General features: G+C 52.4%; 20 protein-coding genes and 1 other annotated feature. Of the genes, 11 read left to right on the top strand and 9 right to left on the bottom strand.

Annotated features, from left to right (window positions below):
- Positions 1-2: 2 nt before the first annotated feature.
- Genes hisB through hisG form a run of 4 tightly spaced genes read right to left on the bottom strand, consistent with a single transcriptional unit; the run spans position 3 to position 4,415 of the window.
- Entirely contained in the window at positions 3-1,070 is a 1,068-nt protein-coding gene (gene hisB, locus NY07_RS10230; protein WP_033539251.1) for a bifunctional histidinol-phosphatase/imidazoleglycerol-phosphate dehydratase HisB, read from the bottom strand.
- A gap of 37 nt (positions 1,071-1,107) precedes the next feature.
- Entirely contained in the window at positions 1,108-2,190 is a 1,083-nt protein-coding gene (hisC, locus tag NY07_RS10235; RefSeq protein ID WP_033539252.1) for a histidinol-phosphate transaminase, read from the bottom strand.
- A 1-nt stretch (position 2,191) separates the two neighbouring features.
- Complete coding sequence (hisD, locus tag NY07_RS10240; protein WP_033539253.1) at positions 2,192-3,493, bottom strand: histidinol dehydrogenase; 1,302 nt, start codon at positions 3,491-3,493, stop codon at positions 2,192-2,194.
- A 22-nt stretch (positions 3,494-3,515) separates the two neighbouring features.
- Positions 3,516-4,415 carry an ATP phosphoribosyltransferase gene (gene hisG, locus NY07_RS10245; RefSeq protein ID WP_033539254.1) on the bottom strand — a complete coding sequence of 300 codons (900 nt, stop codon included), beginning with the start codon at positions 4,413-4,415 and terminating at the stop codon, positions 3,516-3,518.
- 68 nt (positions 4,416-4,483) lie between these two features.
- Positions 4,484-4,604, bottom strand: a sequence feature (His leader region).
- Between the two features lie 261 nt (positions 4,605-4,865).
- On the opposite strand from hisG, the gene NY07_RS10250 reads away from it, so the two are divergent.
- Complete coding sequence (locus tag NY07_RS10250) at positions 4,866-6,791, top strand: ATP-dependent DNA helicase (RefSeq protein WP_033539255.1); 1,926 nt, start codon at positions 4,866-4,868, stop codon at positions 6,789-6,791.
- Positions 6,792-6,836: 45 nt separating this feature from the next.
- Here the strand turns inward: NY07_RS10250 and NY07_RS10255 are convergent, their stop codons facing one another.
- Both NY07_RS10255 and NY07_RS10260 read right to left on the bottom strand, forming a co-directional pair.
- Entirely contained in the window at positions 6,837-8,138 is a 1,302-nt protein-coding gene (locus NY07_RS10255) for an NAD(P)/FAD-dependent oxidoreductase (protein WP_033539256.1), read from the bottom strand.
- A complete protein-coding gene (locus NY07_RS10260) occupies positions 8,135-9,127 on the bottom strand; it encodes a DMT family transporter (RefSeq protein ID WP_235363917.1) in 993 nt (330 codons plus the stop codon). The genes NY07_RS10255 and NY07_RS10260 overlap by 4 nt, the downstream gene beginning before the upstream one ends.
- A 425-nt stretch (positions 9,128-9,552) precedes the next feature.
- On the opposite strand from NY07_RS10260, the gene tsaB reads away from it, so the two are divergent.
- From tsaB to rnd, 7 genes are all read left to right on the top strand, one after another.
- The gene (gene tsaB, locus NY07_RS10265; RefSeq protein WP_033539257.1) at positions 9,553-10,266 is read left to right on the top strand and encodes a tRNA (adenosine(37)-N6)-threonylcarbamoyltransferase complex dimerization subunit type 1 TsaB; all 714 of its coding nucleotides are present in this window, start codon (positions 9,553-9,555) and stop codon (positions 10,264-10,266) included.
- Positions 10,267-10,329: 63 nt separating this feature from the next.
- Positions 10,330-10,701, top strand: a complete 372-nt coding sequence (locus NY07_RS10270) for a hypothetical protein (protein WP_052125595.1) — start codon at positions 10,330-10,332, stop codon at positions 10,699-10,701.
- 93 nt (positions 10,702-10,794) lie between these two features.
- Positions 10,795-11,496 (top strand): M50 family metallopeptidase, encoded by a 702-nt coding sequence (locus NY07_RS10275; RefSeq protein WP_052125597.1) that lies wholly within the window; start codon positions 10,795-10,797, stop codon positions 11,494-11,496.
- An 82-nt stretch (positions 11,497-11,578) separates the two neighbouring features.
- The gene (locus tag NY07_RS10280; protein ID WP_033539258.1) at positions 11,579-12,439 is read left to right on the top strand and encodes a class I SAM-dependent methyltransferase; all 861 of its coding nucleotides are present in this window, start codon (positions 11,579-11,581) and stop codon (positions 12,437-12,439) included.
- Positions 12,439-13,326, top strand: coding sequence for an alpha/beta fold hydrolase (locus NY07_RS10285; RefSeq protein ID WP_052125600.1), 888 nt, complete (start codon positions 12,439-12,441; stop codon positions 13,324-13,326). Before NY07_RS10280 ends, NY07_RS10285 begins: the two co-directional genes overlap by 1 nt.
- 198 nt (positions 13,327-13,524) lie before the next feature.
- Positions 13,525-15,198, top strand: coding sequence for a long-chain-fatty-acid--CoA ligase FadD (gene fadD, locus NY07_RS10290; protein ID WP_033539259.1), 1,674 nt, complete (start codon positions 13,525-13,527; stop codon positions 15,196-15,198).
- Positions 15,199-15,287: 89 nt separating this feature from the next.
- Positions 15,288-16,394 (top strand): ribonuclease D, encoded by a 1,107-nt coding sequence (rnd, locus tag NY07_RS10295; protein ID WP_033539260.1) that lies wholly within the window; start codon positions 15,288-15,290, stop codon positions 16,392-16,394.
- Positions 16,395-16,489: 95 nt separating this feature from the next.
- Here the strand turns inward: rnd and minE are convergent, their stop codons facing one another.
- Genes minE through minC form a run of 3 tightly spaced genes read right to left on the bottom strand, consistent with a single transcriptional unit; the run spans position 16,490 to position 18,249 of the window.
- Positions 16,490-16,747, bottom strand: a complete 258-nt coding sequence (gene minE / locus NY07_RS10300) for a cell division topological specificity factor MinE (protein ID WP_033539261.1) — start codon at positions 16,745-16,747, stop codon at positions 16,490-16,492.
- Between the two features lie 2 nt (positions 16,748-16,749).
- The gene (gene minD, locus NY07_RS10305) at positions 16,750-17,559 is read right to left on the bottom strand and encodes a septum site-determining protein MinD (RefSeq protein WP_033539262.1); all 810 of its coding nucleotides are present in this window, start codon (positions 17,557-17,559) and stop codon (positions 16,750-16,752) included.
- 24 nt (positions 17,560-17,583) lie between these two features.
- A complete protein-coding gene (minC, locus tag NY07_RS10310; protein ID WP_033539263.1) occupies positions 17,584-18,249 on the bottom strand; it encodes a septum site-determining protein MinC in 666 nt (221 codons plus the stop codon).
- Between the two features lie 126 nt (positions 18,250-18,375).
- On the opposite strand from minC, the gene NY07_RS10315 reads away from it, so the two are divergent.
- The 3 genes from NY07_RS10315 (at position 18,376) to NY07_RS10325 (ending at position 20,174) form a co-directional block, all read left to right on the top strand.
- Positions 18,376-18,657 carry a YcgL domain-containing protein gene (locus tag NY07_RS10315; protein ID WP_033539264.1) on the top strand — a complete coding sequence of 94 codons (282 nt, stop codon included), beginning with the start codon at positions 18,376-18,378 and terminating at the stop codon, positions 18,655-18,657.
- 18 nt (positions 18,658-18,675) lie between these two features.
- Positions 18,676-19,659 (top strand): lytic murein transglycosylase, encoded by a 984-nt coding sequence (locus tag NY07_RS10320; protein WP_033539265.1) that lies wholly within the window; start codon positions 18,676-18,678, stop codon positions 19,657-19,659.
- A 74-nt stretch (positions 19,660-19,733) separates the two neighbouring features.
- Positions 19,734-20,174, top strand: a complete 441-nt coding sequence (locus NY07_RS10325) for a YcgN family cysteine cluster protein (protein ID WP_033539282.1) — start codon at positions 19,734-19,736, stop codon at positions 20,172-20,174.
- Positions 20,175-20,454: the final 280 nt, after the last annotated feature.

The raw sequence follows: 20,454 nt of genomic DNA on the forward strand, positions 1-20,454 counted from the left end.
GGTTATAACACCCCTTTACTGGATGGCAGGGCATCGCCCTCAATCTTCACCGCTTGGCGCAATGTACGGCCCAGGACCTTAAACAGGCTTTCCACCTTGTGATGATCATTGTCTCCCTGCGTCGAGAGGTGCAGGGTGCAGCGCAGCCCGTCGGCGAAGGAGCGGAAGAAGTGTGGCACCATCTCGGTGGCCATCTCGCCGACCATTTCGCGCTCAAATTGGCCTTCAAATTTAATGAAGGGGCGACCTGAGAGGTCCAGTAAACAACTGGCGCTGGCTTCATCCATAGGGATGCTAAAGCCAAAGCGGGCGATGCCGCGCTTGTCGCCCAGCGCCTGTCTGAGGGCGTCACCTATGGCCAGCGCCGTATCTTCGACGCTGTGATGATCGTCTATCTCAAGATCGCCATCGACCTTCACATCCATCTTGAAATTACCGTGGGTGGCAATTTGATCTAACATGTGGTCGAAGAAACCTATGCCGGTATTGATGGCGCTTTTCTGCTGACTGTCGAGATCCACTGTCACCTTGATATCGGTTTCCTTGGTGGTACGTACGACGGTCGCGATGCGGTTGCCCCCAAGCAGTTGTTCGGCAATGGCATCCCAATTCAAGGTTTCGCGATTGTACTGTATACCCGTTATGCCCATGGCTTCGGCGAGGCCAAGGTCTGTCTCTCTGTCACCAATGACTGCCGATTGAGTAAAGTCGACCCGTCCCTCGGTGAGGTAGGATTTGACCAGGCCAAGTTTGGGCTTGCGGCAGCTGCAGTTTTCGTCGTCGAAGTGCGGGCAGATGAGCACCTCATCAAACTTTACGCCCTGACTGTTGAAGATCTGCATCATCATATCTTGCGGCGCATCGAAATCATCCTTGGGAAATGAGGGGGTGCCCAGGCCATCTTGATTACTGACCATCACCAGTCGAAAGCCTGCAGCTTGCAACTTGAGTAGCGCAGGGATCACCTGAGGTTCAAACACCAACTTGGCCAGGCTGTCTACTTGCTTGTCGGTAACCGGCTCTTCGATCAGTGTGCCATCGCGGTCGATAAAGAGGATTTTCTGTTTCATCGTTGTTCTACCTTAAATGCTATTTATTCTTTTCTGGTTACACTGCAGGCGCGAGTAGGGCGATTAGCGTGTCGGTTTGGGCGTCGCTGGTAAAGCTAAAGCGGATCGCATCGGCTAGTGCCGGGTCTTTGTAAGCGCGGGCTACCACGCCAGCCTGTTTAAGCCGCGCTTGTACCTCACTGACCTGAGTCTCGTTTCCTTGACCGCTGTCTTGGTCACCAAAGTAGGCCAGCACAAAGTTGCCATAGGCGGGCAGGACGCGCGCGCCCGCGGCGGTTAAGGCATTAGCGAGTCGTTGACCATTGGCTTTGAGCTGCGCCACCTGGGTTTGCATCCTGGCGATCCCTTGCTCGCTTAGTGCATCAATGGCGAGTTTGGCGACCGGCAGCGGCACTGGGTAGGGGGCAATTACCCGCATCACCATCTCGATGATCTTAGGGTTTGCCAGCATAAAGCCGCAGCGGGCGCCAGCCAGAGCAAAGGCTTTTGACAGGGTGCGCAGCACCACCAGGTTGTCATACTTATCGAGCAGACTTGCCATGCTGTAGTTAGGACAAAACTCGATATAGGCCTCATCGACGACCACCAGAGTTTCGGGCAGCGCCGCTACAACAGTCTCTATCACTTGCGGGGCTATGACTGTGCCGGTTGGGTTATTGGGATTGCAGATAAACACTAGCTTGGCGTCGCCGACCTGACTGCCAAGCTCTGTTGGCAGCTGATATTCACTGTCTAAGCGCAGCACCTTGACGCCGACGTTAAAGGTCTGGGCGCTGATGGCATACATGCCATAGGTGGGGCCGAAGCAGGCGATACTGTCGCGCCCAGGGATACAAAAGGTGCGGATCAGTAACTCTATCGCTTCATCGGCGCCGCGACTGGTGAGCACCTGTTGATTACTTACGCCCGCATACTCTGCGTAGCGCTGAATAAGCTCAGGAGGCTGGCACTCTGGGTAACGATTCAAGCCCTCTATGTCGCTGTTATTAAAAGGAGACTCGTTGGCATTGATCCAAATTTGTCCCTCTCCGCCGATGCGGCGGGCCGATTGGTAGGGCTCGAGGGTCAACAGCTCGGGTCTTGCGAGGCGCTCGGCAAGAGACAGATTTTTTATACTCATCTTATTTCTCCTCGCTAGCCAGCGTCGCAAGGCGCACGGCAATGGCATTTCTGTGGGCGTCGAGCTGCTCAGCACTGGCCAGTGTCATCACACATTGGCCTAAGCCCAGTAGGCCTTCGGCGCTGAGTTCCTGCACCGTGAAGCGGCGACAAAAATCAGCTAATGACAAACTTGAGACGGCGCGGCTGTAGCCATAGGTCGGCAGCACATGGTTGGTACCGCTGGCGTAATCGCCAACAGACTCTGGCGTGTAGGCGCCGAGAAACACAGAGCCGGCGGCGCGAATATTGTTAAGTATCTGCCGTGGGGCCTGGGTTTGAATGATCAAGTGTTCAGGGCCATAGAGGTTGGAAACCTCGGCGGCCTGGGTCATATCCTTAACCAGCAGAGTGCGACTGGCGCTGAGGGCCTGGGTGGCAATATCAACCCTTGGTAACTTGGCCAGCTGCTCAACAAGGCTTAGATTGACGGCGTCTGCCAATGTCTGGCTGTCGGTCACCAGCATCACCTGAGAATCTGGGCCGTGCTCGGCCTGGGAGAGCAGATCGGCGGCGATAAAGTCGGGGTTCGCGGTGCTGTCTGCGAGCACTAACACCTCTGAGGGGCCGGCGGGCATGTCGATGCTGACCACGGTGCGACTGTCCTGGGCCACCAGGCGTTTAGCTTCGGTGACATAACGATTGCCGGGACCGAAGATCTTATCTACGGCAGGTACTGACTCTGTGCCAAGCGCCAGAGCAGCGATCGCCTGTGCACCGCCAATTTGATAGATGTCAGTAATGCCACAGGTTTTGGCGGCGTAGACGATGGCATCATCGATTGGCGGCGGGCTGACCAATACCCGCTGCTGACAACCGGCTATCTTGGCGGGTAGGGCTAACATGAGCACGGTAGAGATCAGCGGCGCGCTGCCACCAGGGATATAGAGGCCGACCTTTTCAATAGGTTCGCTTCGCAGCTCACAGCGCACCCCGCCTTGGGTCTCAAGATCGATGGCTTTAAACGCCTGGGCCTGGTGAAAGGTCTCTATGTTCGCCTTGGCCTGTTCGATAGCGGCTTTTATCTGCTCATCGACTTTAGCGGCAGCGGCTTCAATCGCCTCATCGCTAAGGCGCAGGGTGTCGAGGGTCACCTTGTCGAACTGCTCTGAGAAAGCTTTTAGCGCAGCGTCGCCCTGACTTGCCACCTGATCGATGATCCCCTTGACCTGCTGCTCTAGATTGGTATCGCCAATCAGTGGCGAGCGGGACAGAGCTTGGCGTTTGGCGTCGTTATCGAGTGCCTGCCAGTCGAGGCACTGCATTACTGTTTGTGTCGTCATAAGATCAACCCATCATCTTTTCGATTGGCATCACCAGAATCGAGCTGGCTCCCAGTTGTGTTAAGGCCTCCATGGTATCCCAGAAGAGGTCTTCACTGCTGACGGCGTGAATCGCTACGCGGTTGGTGTCATCGTTCAGTGGCAGTACGGTTGGGTTCTCGGCGCCGGGCAGTAGGGCGACTATTTGATCCAGTGTTTCGGTCGGGGCGTGTAGCAGGATATATTTGCTCTCCTTGGCACGTACCACACCGTTGATGCGAGAGAGAATTTTGTCGATGAGCGCCTGTTTGGCCTCGCTCTGCTCCTGAGTCGATTGGATGATGCAGGCCATGGAGCGATAGATCACTTCGGTTTCATACAGACCATTGGCTTCCAGTGTCGCGCCGGTGGAGACCAGATCGCAGATGCCGTCAGCCAGACCCGCACGAGGAGCGACTTCGACCGATCCTTTGAGCATACAGTCACGATAGCTGATCCCTTTCTCCTGCATGTAACGGCGCAGCAGGTTAGGGTAGGAGGTGGCGATGCGCAGTCCCTCGAGTGAACCTGCGTCCTGGTAAGCAAATTCGGTTGGCACGGCCAGTGACAGACGGCAGGCACCGAAGTCCAGCTGGCGTAGCTTGAGGCACTCGCTGGGTTTGTTCAGGGTTTGACGCTCGATCTGCTCCTCTTCGAGCACGTTCTCGCCTATGATGCCAAGGTCAACTACGCCGTCCATCACCAGGCCAGGAATGTCGTCGTCACGGACCCTTAAAAGGTCGATAGGCATGTTGTCAGAGTGGGCGATGAGGCGCTGTTCGTTGACGTTAAACTTGATACCGCAGCTCTTGAGTAGCTTCTGCGATTCTTTTGACAGGCGGCCGGATTTTTGAATGGCGATGCGTAATCGGTTTGACTCTGACATTGGATGATTCCTCATTTGTTGATTCAGTAAAATTGTTTAAATCTTTTTAAAACAAAATCTTAAGCTAGAAACTAAAAACCCCCGGAATTCCTTCCAGGGGTTTTAGATCGCTATTGAATCAACCGCCAGAAGGAAATAGTCCTCCGGCAGTAAGCATCCGAAGGCTACCGCATATGATGGTGATGATGGATAGTATTCAAACGCTGTGTCATGTTCTGTCTTCTCTCGCTGTTTGCGTATCTGCTTGGCAGCTTGTCTGCCCTAAGTTGTATTTAAACTAATCAAGTTTGCCTGGGTATGCAAGCGCTAATTTGTGTGGGTTGAAAATTATTCAACTAAGCCTATGCCGTCGCACTCAGAATCTCTGGTAATGGCTAAACATTTTGTGGCTTGTGCTGGTTACGAAAATACGCATAATGCCTGAATGAATTTACAAAGCGTATCCCTTCGTTGAACAAGCAACTGACCCAGGACGTACAGCAGGTATTTGCCCAAGATGGCAGCCTAAGCCGTCATATCGGCGGCTACAGTTGTCGTGCCCAACAGCAAACGATGGCCACTCAGGTCAGCGAGGCGCTGTTAAAGGGAGAGAACCTGGTGGTCGAGGCTGGCACCGGGGTGGGTAAGACCTATGCTTATCTGGTGCCGGCGCTGCTGAGTGGCAAGCAGGTCATCGTCAGTACCGGCAGTAAAAATCTGCAGGAGCAGCTGTTTTTTAAAGATCTGCCCGCATTGCTGAATATCCTGGGGATCCGTCCTAAGGTGGCGCTGCTTAAGGGGCGCAGTAACTATCTTTGTCAGCACTTGATGGAGAAGCAGCTGGGTGGTGTCGAGGTCAACGACGGTAAGATCCTCGACGATCTGTTGCGTATCAATCAGTGGGCCGGGCAAACCGTCGATGGTGATATCGGCAGTCTCTATTCGGTAACCGAAAATTCTCCCGCCATTCCTTTGGTGGTGAGCAGTAAAGAATCCTGTATTGGCAAGGCCTGCGGCCATTATGAGGCCTGCTTTACCCGCAAGGCCCGCGCCAAGGCGTTGGATGCCAAGATCATAGTGGTGAACCATCACCTGTTTTTTGCCGACCGTATCTTAAAAGAGACAGGCTTTGCCGAGCTGTTGCCCGACAGCGATGTCGTTGTCTTCGACGAGGCGCATCTCTTGCCCGATATTGCGGTGACCTACTTTGGTCAGCAGCTGAGCTGCAAGAGTCTGATGAAGTTGCTGGAGCGCTTTGGCGACTTGTATCGCACCGAGATGGCCGACTCGCCGCAAATCGGCGTCATGAGCAGTCGTTGCCAGGTGATGCTATCGAGTTGGCAGCAGCAGATGTTTGCCAGGGAGCAGAGCGACTGGCGCATGCTACTCGGTGACAAAGCTTTGATGCAGTCCTCCTGGGCCTTAGTGGCTGAGCTCAGCGCCTATCGCACTTTGCTGCTGGGCTATCTTGGCCGTAACGAGGCCTTTGACGATGGCGTCGAAAAATTCGATGCGCTGCTCAGCAAGTTAACCGTGTTTGTTCAATGCGATAACCCTAATAGTGCCTATAGCGTCGATTATGGCTATCAGCACCTGACGCTGCGGATCTCACCTATTAACGTCGCCAAAGAGTGCCAGTCATTGTTCAGCCCTGATGTCAGCTGGATCTTTACCTCGGCCACCTTGCAGATCAACCGTGATCTATCACTGTTTACAAACTCCCTGGGATTGGGGTCGGCTAAGACTGCGATCCTCGACAGTCCGTTCGATTATGCCCAGCAGTCGCTGTTTTGTGTGCCGCGCCATCTGGCGGCGGTGGCCAGCCAGGAGCGGGCGGCAAAGCAGCTGGTAGAGGTAGCCGTTAAGGCGATTAACGCGGCCAAGGGGCGCACCTTTATGCTGTTTACCAGCCACCGTATGCTTAATCTGGTAGCAAGCATGTTAAGTACCAGAGTCGACTATCCCTTGTTGGTGCAGGGGCAGGCGGGCAAGCAAACACTGCTGAAAAAATACCGCCAACTGGGCAATGCCGTGCTACTCGGCACTGGTGCCTTCTGGGAGGGCGTGGATGTGCGCGGTAAGCTATTGAGCTGCGTTATCATAGACAAGCTGCCCTTCGTGTCGCCGGACGACAACCTCTATAAGGCCAGAGCCGATGGGGTGCAGCGTGAGGGTAAAGATCCCTTTATGGCCTTGTCGCTGCCCCAGGCGGTGATTTCGCTCAATCAGGGCGTTGGCCGCCTCATTCGTGATGAGAAAGACAGGGGCGTGTTGATTTTGTGCGACAACCGCATCGTCAATCGCCCCTATGGTCAGGCCTTTATCAACTCCTTGCCACCCATGCATCGCACCCGGGATCTCGACCGGGCGGTGAACTTTCTTCAAACGATTGACTAGCCAAAGACTAGCCAAAGACTAGCCATAGATTAGCGCCAGGTCTGTTTAGTGCAGCTTCATGCGTGGGCGCACCACCCGCATCATCTTCTCTACCAACCAGAGTGCCATAGTTTTAGGCAGACCGTGAATGGCCTTTTGATGCATGCGATAGAGGGAGATATACATGAAGCGGGCAATTTTACCCTCGACAAACATGCTGTCTTTGGTGAGGTTGCCCATCAGGCTGCCGACGGTACTAAAACGTGACAGATTGACCAGGGAGCCGTGGTCGACATACTCGTAATCGCTAAGGGGGAGCCCTTTGAACCGATTGAGAATATTGCGCTCGACACACTGGGCCATCTGATGGGCCGACTGTGCCCTGGGCGGCACGAAGCTGCCATCGGCCTGCTCACAGGCGCAGCAATCACCGATAACAAAGAGATCCTCATGCCCTTGGGCCTGCAAGGTCGGGCGGACCAGCACCTGATTGGCGCGGTTGAGGTTAAGTCCATCTATTTGCTTGATAAAATCAGGCGCCTTCACACCAGCGGCCCACAGCATCAAGTTAGCCTCGATAAGCTCACCCTCTGAGGTGACAAATCCCTTTGCATTGGCCTGTTCGATACGGGTATTTTGCCGCACAGACACGCCAAGTTTAGTCAGTTCCCGTGTCGCCGAGGCGGCGATACGCTCCGGCAGGGCTGGCAAGATCCGCGGGCCAGCCTCAATCAAGGTGATGGCCAGCCTATCGGCGGTCATCTTATTCAGACCATAGGTTTTAAGCAGATCCGTGACATGGTAGAGCTCCGCCGAGAGTTCCACGCCGGTTGCGCCGCCGCCAACGATGGCGATATTGAGCTTTTGCTGCTCCTCGGATTGATGCATGCGGGTGAAGCTGTCGAGCAGGGCATTATGAAAACGATTTGCCTGATTGTGGGAGTCGAGAAAGAAGCAGTGCTCTTTGACGCCCGGTGTACCAAAGTCGTTGCTGACGCTGCCCACGGCCAAGACCAGGGTGTCATAACTGAGCTGACGCGCCGGTAGCAAGGCTTCTCCCTTATCATTAGTGATGGCGCTGAGCATCAACTGTTTGTTGTCGAGATCCAAACCTGTCAGTTCGCCCAGTTGAAACTGGTAACCATGTTTTACCGCATGGGCAGAGTAGACCACACCGTCAAGATCGGCATCGAGTGAACCTGTGGCGACTTCATGGAGCAGCGGCTTCCAGATATGAGTGCGGTTCTTATCGATCAGCAGGATCTCGGCTTTCTGCTTCTTGCCCAGCTTTTGCCCTAGTTGGGTGGCCAGACCGAGTCCGCCGGCGCCGCCGCCGACTATCACTATCCTAGGTATTGGGGTACTCATTTTGCTGTCCTTTTAAATGAAGTGAGTTGGGTTGGCCTCTGCCGAGTCTGGAGCAGACCTGCGATGATGATGAGGCCGCAACCGATTAATTGGCTCATTGATAGATGCTCGGCAAACAGGCTCCAGCCTAATATGACCACAGTGACGGGCTCGATATAGGCCAAGGTGCCAAAGGTGGCCGCCGGCAGAAGTCTGAGCGCCTTGACGGCAAATAAGATGGCGAGAAATCCGGGGAAGATACCGATAAGCGCGAGCCAAAACCACTGGTTAGCCGTCGGCACTACAGCCTGATGCAGAGCGAAGGGCAGTAGACAGAGGGCACCAAAGATCAATTGAATCAGCGTGCTCTGGTAAGGGCTTGCGCTGGCAGGGCGGCGGTTAATCAGCATAAAACCGCTGTAACTTAGCAGGGCCAGCAGGGCAAAACCATAGCCCTTGAGCTCTTCTGGCTGACCCGAAAGACTGTCGATACTTGGCAAGATCGCCATCATGCCGATAAGAGCCAGGCCAATAGCCAACAAAGCTTGTTGATGCAGACGTTCGTGAAAGTAAAAGTGAGCGCCGATGGCGCTGACTAAGGGGGCGAGGTAGATCACCATCACCGCATTGGCCATATTAATATAGCCAATTGACTGGACATAGAACACCATGAAACCGGCCAATAGGGCGCCGTTTAAAAGATGTCGCTTGCTTGGTTTGTGCCATATTTGCCCGCCTTTACCTGTAACAAGCATATAAAGCAGCAGGCAGAGGGCGCCAATTAAGAGGCGATAAAAGGTGATGACGCTGGCATCGAGGGCCGTCTGTCTCGCTAGCGCGCCAATAGTGCCCATTAAGATGGCCGAGCCAAGGGCCATCATAATCGCTTGAGATGGTAACTGGCTTGCGGGCTGGCTTGTCGAATGTGTCTTTGCCTGAGTGTGCAAATCAAAGATCCTTGGTTTAGGTGCCATCGCCTGTAGGTTATTAAGTAAAGCGCCCTTAAGCACTAGCACTCCTTAAGCACTAGACCTGTTAAGCATTAGCGCCCGTGAAACATTGCCATTTGTTTGAAAGGCGGTCTAAAAATTGCCTTCAAATTAGGCTCGGCAACTGGCTCAGAATGAGCCCTATGGTATAGGGTTTAGTTAAAAGAGAAAACGGCTTTTTCAGTTAATGGGCGATTGACTGATTGAGGTGTAAGTCGACTGTTTTGTGGCTTGCTTACTGGCTTGCTTAGTGGTTTGAGGCGCCGAGTCACCCCAGAAAAATTCACTGGAATATCCGCTCATTGGCCGGGAATTAAGGCTATACCTTAGTGGGTTTTACGCTATAATCGGCGCCATTCATCTTATATATTTGTTGGCTTAGCCCGTGATCTTGTTTTTTAACGATCATGCTGGTCTCCAGCCACTATTGATTTGGTTAGATTTGCATGCCTGAAATTAACGATATTTCCGCCCCTATGAGCATACTTGCCCTGGATACCTGCACCGAGTCTTGTTCGGTTGCGCTTGAGTATCAGGGAAGCATCTTTGCCCGTCAGGCTGACGCGCCCCGGGAGCATAGTCAGCGTCTGCTGCCTATGGTTCAAGAGGTGCTGGAAGAAGCGGATATAGGTTTGAGCGAGGTGGATGTGATCGCCTATGGTCGTGGTCCAGGCAGCTTTACCGGTATTCGTATCTGTACCTCCATGACCCAAGGTTTGGCCCTGGGACAAGACCTGCCGGTGGTGGGGATCTCGACCTTGGCAGCCATGGCTCAAGCTGCTATCGAAGTGAAAGGGGCTACGCAAGTCGCCACCGCTATCGATGCGCGCATGGGGGAGATCTATTGGGGCGAATATCAGGCGGTAGATGGTCTGGCATGCTTGGTGGGTGAAGAGCGCGTTTGCCCGCCAACTGAGCTCGAGAGTCAGTTAGATCTGAGCTTGTCGGTGTCGGCCTGCGGCACAGGTTTTGATGCGTATCCTGAACTGCTTAAGCAAGAGATGACCTTGGTTGAGGAAGCTAAGTTTCCAATCGCGCGCTACATGTTGCCACTGGCAGAAGCCGCGGTGAAAGCCGGACAGGCGACAGATGTCGATCAGCTGCAACCTGTTTATCTTCGCGATACCGTAACCTGGAAAAAACTTCCCGGCCGCGAGTGATCTGGTATAGGCTAAATAAGAAGATGTGTGCGCTGATCCTATGAGGCTAAAGGGAGATAATTGATGCAACTGCCGCCAGCTAGTCTGTTACCCGGGCTCTCTTCGAGCGCGTCAGCCATTAGCGATGCCATCGCGGCGCAAACTCGTGTGGGCTCAACCCGACCCAGCGCAGATGTCATCGATGTTACACCTATTCAGTCAAGTCAGTCATCAGCCTCACAAGCAGGCCCGCGGGCAAACCTTGTCGATGATGCAACAGAGCGTAGCAGTAGCGCTCTGATGGCCAACGAGTTAAGCGACCGGCTCAGTGCCAAGCTTGAATATGATCAAAACACCCAGACCAGCCGCGGCGCCATAGGTCAATATCTTATGCACCAGCACGCCGCGCAGCGTGACGCCATCTCTCAGATGGTGGGTATCGATACCTACGTATGATCTGTGAGCTTGGCGGAGATCGCCAGGCGCTGTTTCTCGCCGCGTCGCAGAGTGACGTGACACGCGACCAACCAAAAGGACGGGTTATCTACTATGGGTTTTTCTATTAGCTCCCCAGCATCCAAGGCCGGAGTGCCCAGCCGTAGTCTGTTTATGATTGAGCTGTTGCTCGCATTGGCGTTGACGCGAATTCCCTATTTGAGTGTGCCTTTTAAATGGCTCGAGAGCTATTTTCATGAGGCGTCCCATGCACTGGCTACGCTTTTGTCTGGCGGCTTGGTGAGTCATATTGAGCTCTACCCCAATGGCGCTGGCTTATGTGTCAGCCAAGGGGGTTGGCCTGTGCTGATCGGCTTTGCCGGTTATTTCGGCGCCTCGCTTTGGGGCTTGCTTATCTTTCATCTGGCGACCTGGGCCCGTGGCATACGTCTCAGCTTTAGTTTTCTCGGTTTAATGGTGGCGCTCAGCATACTCTTTTGGGGGCGAGATCTGTTAACCATCTCTATATTGTTTGTGCTGTCGCTACTGTTTTTCTTGCCACTCAAACTGAGCCAAAGTCCAATTCTCACCTTTAGCTTACGAGTGATGGCCTTGATGATCATGCTCAATGCTTTGGCCAGCCCCACCGTCTTGCTGGGTATGCCGGGTCGCGGCGATGCGGCCATGTTGGCCCAGCAAACCTGGATTCCCGCTTGGATCTGGGTGGGGATCTGGTTGCTATCGAGTTTGGCTATGTTGTGGATCTGTTGGCGCCGAGTCGAACAGGCTAATGCTAAGCGCGAACAAAAAGTGTAACTGACTGTATATTAGGTTTTATTTTAGTGGCTTGGCTGATAGCTTAGGTGCTTTAGCCTTACCTTATTCAGGAAGAGAGAAGATGAAAACCTTTACCTTAGCCGTATCAATCGCCTTAGCCATAGGCCTGCCTGCAACCAGCCTGGCGCACACAGAACAGCCTGAGCAATCACAGCCTACTCAGTCTCATCTGGTGAATCAGCAGATCACCGATGCCTTGAGTAATCCGCTACGAGAGCCCGCAAATCTTGAGCGTGACAAGTATCGTCACCCAGCAGAGACTTTAAGTTTCTTTGGCATTAAGCCGACTGATACTGTGGTTGAACTTTGGCCCGGCGGACGTTGGTATGCCGAGATCTTGGCACCTTATCTTGCTAAAGAGGGGCATTATGTTGCCGCCAATTTTGATGCGAACCCGCCTGCCGAGGTTGAAAGCCCCGCCTATCGTATTCGTCTTGGCAAAGCCCTGGATGCCTGGCTGCAAACTCACAGTGACACTTTGGGCAAGGCGTCAAGCCTGAGCTTTGAACCGCCGCGTTTAAGCGAGTTGGGTGCCGCTAATAGCGCCGATGCCGTGTTGACCTTCAGAAACCTGCATAACTGGGCCAAGGCTGGCGTGCTGGAGCAGGTGTTCGATTCGGCCTACCAGGTTTTGAAGCCTGGTGGTACCTTTGGCGTGGTGGAGCACAGAGCAAACCCTGGTATGGATTTAAGTACTGGGTACATGGTGCAGGATGAGGTGATCGCACTTGCCGAAAAGGCAGGCTTTACCCTGGTGGCCGCGAGTGAAATCAATGCCAATGCCAAGGACACTAAAGATCATCCTAAGGGCGTCTGGACCCTGCCGCCGAGTCTACGTCTGGGCGAGCAGGATAAAGATAAATATTTGGCGATGGGCGAGAGCGATCGCATGACGCTGAAATTTATTAAAAAGCCAAAATAATGAATGATAGCTTAGCCGCGTTATGCAGACCCTGTGGTCAGGGCAATGAGGTGAGTCTTCAGCTGCCCCATATTCGCCTGGGTGGGCGATTATGGGGCGAGCCAGACAAGCCCTTGTTGTTGGCCCTTCATGGCTGGCTTGATAACGCCAACAGCTTCGTGCCCTTAGCCGAGAAGCTGAGCGAGTATCGCTTGCTGGCAATTGATTGGCCCGGGCACGGAACCTCGCAGCACAGACCCGGCGGCTATCCGCTGCACTGGATAGATTACCTTTATGATCTCGAGCAGCTTATCGACGCTATTAGTCGTCATCAGCCTCTGCATGGGGTGATAGGGCACTCCTTGGGGGGCATAGTGGCGTCGGCCTATAGCGCTGCCTTCGGTGAGAAGGCGGCGCATTGGGTATTTATTGAGGCCCTGGCACCTCTTTATGAAAGTTCAGATAAAAGCCGTTTACGCTTAAGGCGCAGCTTTGCGGCCCATCAAAGAGCATCGACCACAGCCTCTGCGCCTAAACCCGTTATTTTTGAGGCGGCCGTTAGGGCCAGAGAGAAATTAACCGGGCTTGATTCGTCTTGGTGCCAGCTGATCCTTGAGCGCAACTTACAAAGCCTAGGGGGCAAGTACTTTTGGCGCAGCGATCCCAGGTTAAAACTTGATTCACCCATGCGGCTCAATTTCGATCATGTCAGCGGTTTGATGCAAGGGCATAACGCTAAGGCGCTGGCGATACGAGCCAGTAAAGGCTATCCCCTGGGGGATGGCGTGGCTGAAGCGGCTCATTCTTGGTATCAAAATCTCACTCTGGTGGAACTCGAAGGTGACCACCATCTCCATATGGGCAACAGCACAGAGGTTGCAGCCGAAATTAAGGCATTTTTAGGGTGACAGCCCCTTAGCAATAGATGGTAAAATTACACTAGGATTTTTACTCTAATTGTGTGATGATGTTCAAAATTAAAACGCCCGTATGATTTTTTGGGCGTACCAACAATATTTATAAGTCAGTGTTTAGTTTCTATATTTGAAACCTTAGGTGAATGAATTCATTCACCCTAACTCTGCCTGGGGATTTAGGAGAGACTCGTGGAACAGCTTTGGACGAAAAATTTACCCGATGATGTGCCCGCCATTATAGATGCGCAGCAATATAGCTCGCTTATCGACCTGTTTGAGCGCTCGGTCGCTCAGTATGCCGATCAGCCCGCCTTTGTGAACATGGGGGCAACGCTGACCTATCGTAAACTTGAAGAACGTAGCCGCGCCTTTGCCGCCTATCTGCAAAATGAACTTAAGCTGGAGAAGGGCGATCGCGTGGCGATCATGATGCCTAATCTGCTGCAGTACCCCATCGCACTGTTTGGTGTGTTGCGTGCAGGCTTGGTGGTGGTTAACGTAAACCCTCTTTATACCCCGCGTGAGCTAAAGCATCAGTTGAATGACTCGGGGGCCAAGGCCATCGTTGTGGTCTCTAATTTTGCCAATACCCTTGAGCAGGTGGTAGACCAAACGCCGGTTAAGAGTGTTATTTTGACCGGTCTTGGGGATCTCTTGAGCGCGCCAAAACGCACCTTGGTGAACTTTGTGGTGAAGTACATCAAGAAGATGGTACCTAAATATCATCTGCCCCATGCTATCTCTATGCGCCAGTCACTCTCTAAAGGTCGCCGTTTGCAGTATGTCAAACCGACCACTAAGAGTGATGATATTGCTTTCTTGCAATACACAGGTGGTACCACAGGAGTCTCTAAGGGCGCCATGTTGACCCACGGCAATATTGTCAGCAACCTGCTACAGGCCGATGCGTCCTATTCACCGTTACTGGAAAACGGCAAAGAGTTTGTGGTGACTGCGCTGCCGCTCTATCACATCTTCGCCTTGACGGTGAACTGTTTGCTCTTCCTTCACAAAGGTGCCAACAACCTGCTGATCACTAACCCTAGGGATATCCCTGCGTTTGTGTCTGAGCTGAAGAAACATCCTTTTACTGCACTGACAGGGGTTAATACCCTGTTTAACGCCTTGGTGAGTTCGGAAGAGTTTAAGACTCTAGATTTCTCCAATCTGAAATTGTCTATCGGTGGTGGCATGGCGGTGCAGCGCGCCGTAGCCGATAAGTGGCAAGGGATCACTAAGACGCGTCTGCTGGAAGGTTATGGCCTGACTGAGGCGTCGCCGCTGCTGACCTGCTGCCCTTATAACCTGGAAGGCTATAACGGTTCAATCGGCTTCCCGGTAGCCAACACAGATATGCAGGTTCGCGACGAGGAGGGCAATGTGCTGCCTCAAGGCGAAACTGGCGAGCTCTTTGCCAAGGGGCCGCAGGTGATGAAAGGTTACTGGCAGCGCCCTGAAGAGACCGCAAAGGTGATCGACAAGGATGGCTACCTGGCTACTGGCGATATTGGCTATATGGATGAGCAGGGCTTTTTCTATATTGTCGATCGCAAGAAAGATATGATCTTGGTGTCGGGCTTTAACGTCTTCCCTAATGAGGTTGAAGAGGTTGTCGCCCTGCATCCCAAGGTGGTCGAAGTGGCTGCTGTGGGGGTGCCTCACGAGGTCAGCGGTGAGTTGGTGAAGGTATTTGTGGTTGCTAACGATAAATCTTTGACCGAAGAGCAGGTGATCAAGCACTGTCGTCATCATTTGACGGGATATAAAATTCCTAAGCTGGTAGAATTTAGGGATGAGCTACCTAAGAGTAATGTGGGTAAGATCCTGCGCCGCGAGTTACGCGACGAAGCAAAATCCGCGTAAGTTATTAGGTAATACCCCGCGTAGGGTGACTCAAAGCCGGCATTATGCCGGCTTTTGTGTTCACCGAGACACCGCATTGGAGATGAGATTTGACGTTTCAATATGTAGAGGATGATGCCAGCCTAAGTGAGCTGGTGGCCAAGTATCGTCAGGCCAAGGTCCTGATGCTAGATACCGAATTTGTACGGACCCGTACCTATTATGCCAAGCTCGGGCTGATCCAAGTATATGATGGGCAAACCCTGGCTTTGATCGATCCGGTAGCAGTTAGCGATCTCTCTGCATTTTGGGCCCTGCTTGAGCGAGACGATATGGTGACCGTTTTGCACTCATGCAGCGAAGATCTCGAGGTGCTGGCCCGTTATGGGCGTTGTCAGCCTAAGCGCTTATTTGATAGTCAGATTGCTGCGGCGCTGTGCGGCTTTGGCCATGGCATGGGCTATGCCAAATTGGTGGAGCACTGCCTGGGTGTGCAGCTGGATAAAGGCGAGTCGCGCACCGACTGGATGAAGCGTCCGCTGAGTGATGCCCAGCTACATTATGCGGCCAATGATGTGGATTACCTGTATCAGCTCTATCCTCAGCTGTTAGAAAAACTCGAGCAGAGCGGCCGTCTCGAATGGCTATTTGAGGAGGGCGAGCGCATGACGCAGGGGCGTTTGGATAGCCCAGATGGTGACAGCGCCTACCTTAAGGTGAAAAATGCCTTCCAGTTAACGCCAAAGCAACTGGCTTACCTTAAGGTACTTGCCAAGTGGCGCCTGCAAAAGGCCCTCGACAGAGACTTAGCCCTGGGCTTTGTGATTAAAGATCATGCCTTGCTGGCACTGGCAAAGAAACAGCCAAAGAGTAGCGGCGAGATCTTTAGAATGACCGAGCTGACCGAGCAGGAAAAACGTATGCACGCCAAGGCGATAGTTGCCGAGTTGGCAAAAGCGGATCTGGATAACCTGCCCGAAGCGATAGATGTGATTGCCCTTAAGCCTGGTTATAAATCGGCATTTAAGGCGGTTAAGAATGCGTTGACGCAAGTGGCTGAAAGCAATGAAGTACCAATGGAGCTGGTGGGGTCGAAGCGACACATTCATGAATATCTGCAATGGCGCTGGAATGACGGCCAGGGTGACCTACCGCTGGTGCTTCAGGGATGGCGCGGCGCATTGACACAAGACGTGCTCAGCCAAGTAGATTGCTAAACCAGTTAAGCTAAACCAGCTAAGCTAAACCAGCTAAGCTAAACAAAAAGCCCTCATTAAGAGGGCTTTTTACTGTGCGCTTAAGCGTGTAAGACCTACTTTTCTGGCAGGGTGACGTTTAACTCAAGCACCGACAGATTGTCATCGTTCTGATCTATCTGTACCGATACCTGATCGCTGTCTATCTGCACATACTTGCGGATCACCTCGATGATCTCCTGCTTCATTGCAGGAAAATAATCAGGCGCATCGCGCTCGCCACGCTGGTGGGCGACGATGATCTGCAATCTTTCCTTGGCGGTCACCGCAGTTGTTGGCTCTTTTTTCGCTCTGAAGTAATCGAGTAAAGACATAATTAGCTACCAAATATCCTTTTTAAGAATCCTTTTTTCTCTTCGGTGACAAAACGCATCTCAACGTCTTCACCCGTTAAACGTGCTACGGCATCACTGTAGGCCTTACCGGCGTCGCTTTCTTGGTCGATGATCACAGGTACACCTGAGTTAGAGGCTTTTAGCACGGCTTGAGACTCAGGTATCACCCCAAGTAACGGAATGGCCAGGATCTCTTCTACGTCGGCAACGCTAAGCATCTCACCAGTAGCGACACGGGTAGGGGAGTAGCGCGTCAGCAGTAGTAACTCCTTGACCGGCTCAAGTCCCTCTTCGGCGCGCTTAGACTTGCTCTGCAACATGCCTAAGATACGGTCAGAGTCGCGTACCGAGCTGACCTCCGGGTTGGTGGTGACAATTGCGGTATCGGCAAAGTAGAGCGCCATCATGGCGCCAGTTTCAATCCCTGCCGGTGAGTCGCAGATGATATATTCAAAGTCCTGCTTAAGATCTTCGAGTACCCGTCCAACGCCCTCTTTGGTCAGCGCGTCTTTGTCTCGGGTTTGGGAAGCGGGTAGCACAAAGAGGTTGCTGGTACGCTTATCTTTGATCAAAGCCTGATTCAGATTGGCTTCGCCGTTAATCACGTTAACAAAATCGTAGACGACGCGGCGCTCGCATCCCATGATGAGATCCAAGTTACGCAGACCGATATCGAAATCGACCACGACTGTCTTATGTCCCTCCAGCGCCAAACCTGTGGCGATGGCCGCACTCGAAGTGGTTTTGCCCACTCCACCTTTTCCTGAGGTGACAACAATAATTTGTGCCATGTTTGTTTCTGTCCTTTTCAATTTTTATAGCGATAGGGCTTCGACGGTAAGGCTGTCACCGTCTAACCGAATACAACCGCTTTTAATCGAGGCATGTGCCTGAAGATTCTCGGTTAACCAATATTGCCCTGCAATGGAGACAAGCTCTGCATCTAAGGTTTGGGCAATGATCACGGCATTCTTATCACCACTGGCACCCGCCATGGCCTTGCCTCTAAGACTACCGTATATGTGTATGCTGCCATCTGCAATCACTTCTGCGCCATTGCCCACAGCGCCGATGATGATGAGATCGCCATTTTTTGCGTAAACCTGCTGACCCGAGCGAATATTTTGCTTCACAATTTTAGTGGTTTTAGGCAATTGCGGCTGAGTCTGGCTCTGCTTGCCCGATTTGATCAGGGCTAAACCAAGGGCTTTGGCTTGGTTGGCAATGGCCGTAGGCGCGCCCGTAATGCCAACAATCACCAGTTGCCTGGAGATCAGCAGATCTTTAAGGCCCGCTAGGTTGTACTCGGGATTGGAAATGGCGCTGAGGTTGACCACCAAGGGAGCACCGATAAAAAACTGCGGTGCAATGGCCAGTTTGCCGTCGAGTTCGCTGGCGACTCGGTCGAGATCTGCATCATTAATATGCAGTACCGATAGCGTAAATGAAGAGCCTTTTAATTCGAGGCTAGGTTTCTGCATTCCTAAACTTGCTCTTGATAAAATTAACCGGCATACGCCGGTTAGATATTATTATAATCCTTGCGCACCATGTTATAGTGTGCGCAATTTGCTGGCAAGTTGAATAGACTGGAAATTTCACCCTATATGATCTGTGCTGTATATAAGAGTCGCATAAAAGCTGATTGCTATCTTTTTGTGGAAAAACGCAACGATTTCGAGCGCGTCCCTGAGCCGTTAATGAAAATGTTCGGCACCCCAGAATTGGTTATGATACTGCCTTTGAACAAGCGTTCGCAGTTGGCCCTTGCCGACATTGAGAAAGTAAAAGTTGAACTCGCCGACAAGGGGTATTATCTTCAATTACCACCACCGCCGGTTAACCTACTCGAAGAGTACAAAAAAGAGATAGGTTATAGCAGAGATTAGTCGCCTATAGGAAAGTGCATGTTTTTAAAGAATGTTTTGCTAAGTTCTATACTTGCAAGTGGTCTGATATTGTTCAGTCCTTTGCAGGCAGAAGAAGCGCCGCTCAGTTATGATGCCTATCTTTCTGAGTTAAAGCAGCAAGCAGTCGAGCAGGGTATATCCCAAAGCACCATAGACAAGGTCTTCGAGCAGATTAAGCTGTTTAAGAAGGCCGTCGTTAATCAGAGCGCGGACACGCCACCACAGAATTTAGATGCCTATCTGCCAAGTCGGGTAAGCGAAACGCTGGTCGAGCAGGCAAGAGGCCTGTATCGCGACAACAAAGCCTTATTCGATCGCCTCGGTAAAGAGTTTGAAGTTCAGCCTAGATTTGTACTGGCCTATTGGGGCATCACGTCGGCGTTCGATGCCAGCGATTATCCGGCGCTGACGGTGATCGCGTCGAACACTTATCATCAGGAGATGAGTGACGGTGATCAGATCTTTATTGCCGCACTTAAACTGATGGAGCGTGACGGTCTGAGTTTTGACGACCTAAAGAGCGACGCCTCAGGTTTGATGGGATACCCCCATTTTACGCCAGCGCAGCTCAAGCAATATGGTCGTGACGGCAATGGTGATGGCAAGGTGGATATCTGGCACGATCTTGCCGACGCCTTTGCTACCACTGCAAACTACCTTAAACAGTTGGGTTGGGATTATGATGGCACCTGGGGCCGTCAGGTCAGGGCGCCAGAAGCCTTACCGCAAGATCTGGTCGGGTTCGAGGTACACAAGGGCTTTGCCCAATGGCAAGTGCTTGGGGTAAGACGATTTGATGGCTCAGATTTGCCATCGAGAAAGGATATGCAAGTGTCGCTGATTATGCCCGACGGTGTGGGTGGACGCAGTTATCTGGTCTATGACAACTACCGAGTGCTCAGAAAGACTCAGGCATCCGATCGTCTCACGCTAGCTGTGACCTATCTGTCAGAAAGAATTAAATACCCTGAGATAAAATAGTGTCTCAGCGGCGCCTCAGTATCGTGGCGCCGAGCACCTTTGCCAAGCAATTGGCCATTGAAAGAATTGTTATCATGTCATTTTGGAAAGAGAAAACCCTCGCACAGATGGATGCCCGGGAGTGGGAATCGCTGTGCGATGGCTGCGGTAAGTGTTGCCTCAATAAGATCATCGATGATGAAACCGATGAGCTATATTACACCAACGCCGCTTGTAAGCTGCTCGATGATAAAGAGTGCCATTGTATGCACTACGAGCAGCGATTTAATTTTGTCCCCAGCTGCACTAAGGTCACCCTGGAAAATATTGCCGAGCTCACCTGGCTACCGGACAGCTGCGCCTATCGCCGCCTGTATCAGGGCCGGAATCTTCCCAGCTGGCACCCGCTGGTCACAGGTGACAAGCAGCAGATGCATCAGCTGGGGATGTCGACCCGCGACAAAGTAGTGAATGAGAACAAGGTCAGGTACCTTGAGGACCATATAGTTCTGTGGCCGCTCAAAGATTGCGACTAGTTTTTCACTCAACTAGTGAAAAGTGGTTTTAGTCTTCTTTGACTGCAATCACTTTGCTGTAGCGTTAGCCATTAATGTTACTTATTGCCTGCGGCAGGCTCTTCGTGCAGATACGCTTGTGAGATAGCTCTGCTACTGTGCCTGTTGGGCTTGATTGTTTGCTAAAGTATCTAACACCATAACTTCATGGTTATCTAACGCCTGCCGGCGGGGGATGTGCAAGCACGCTTTTGGCACGCCGAGGTTCCATATATGGACACCTCGATAGATTCAATAACTA

The organism is Shewanella sp. ECSMB14101 (assembly GCF_000773485.1).
Lineage (GTDB): Bacteria > Pseudomonadota > Gammaproteobacteria > Enterobacterales > Shewanellaceae > Shewanella > Shewanella marisflavi.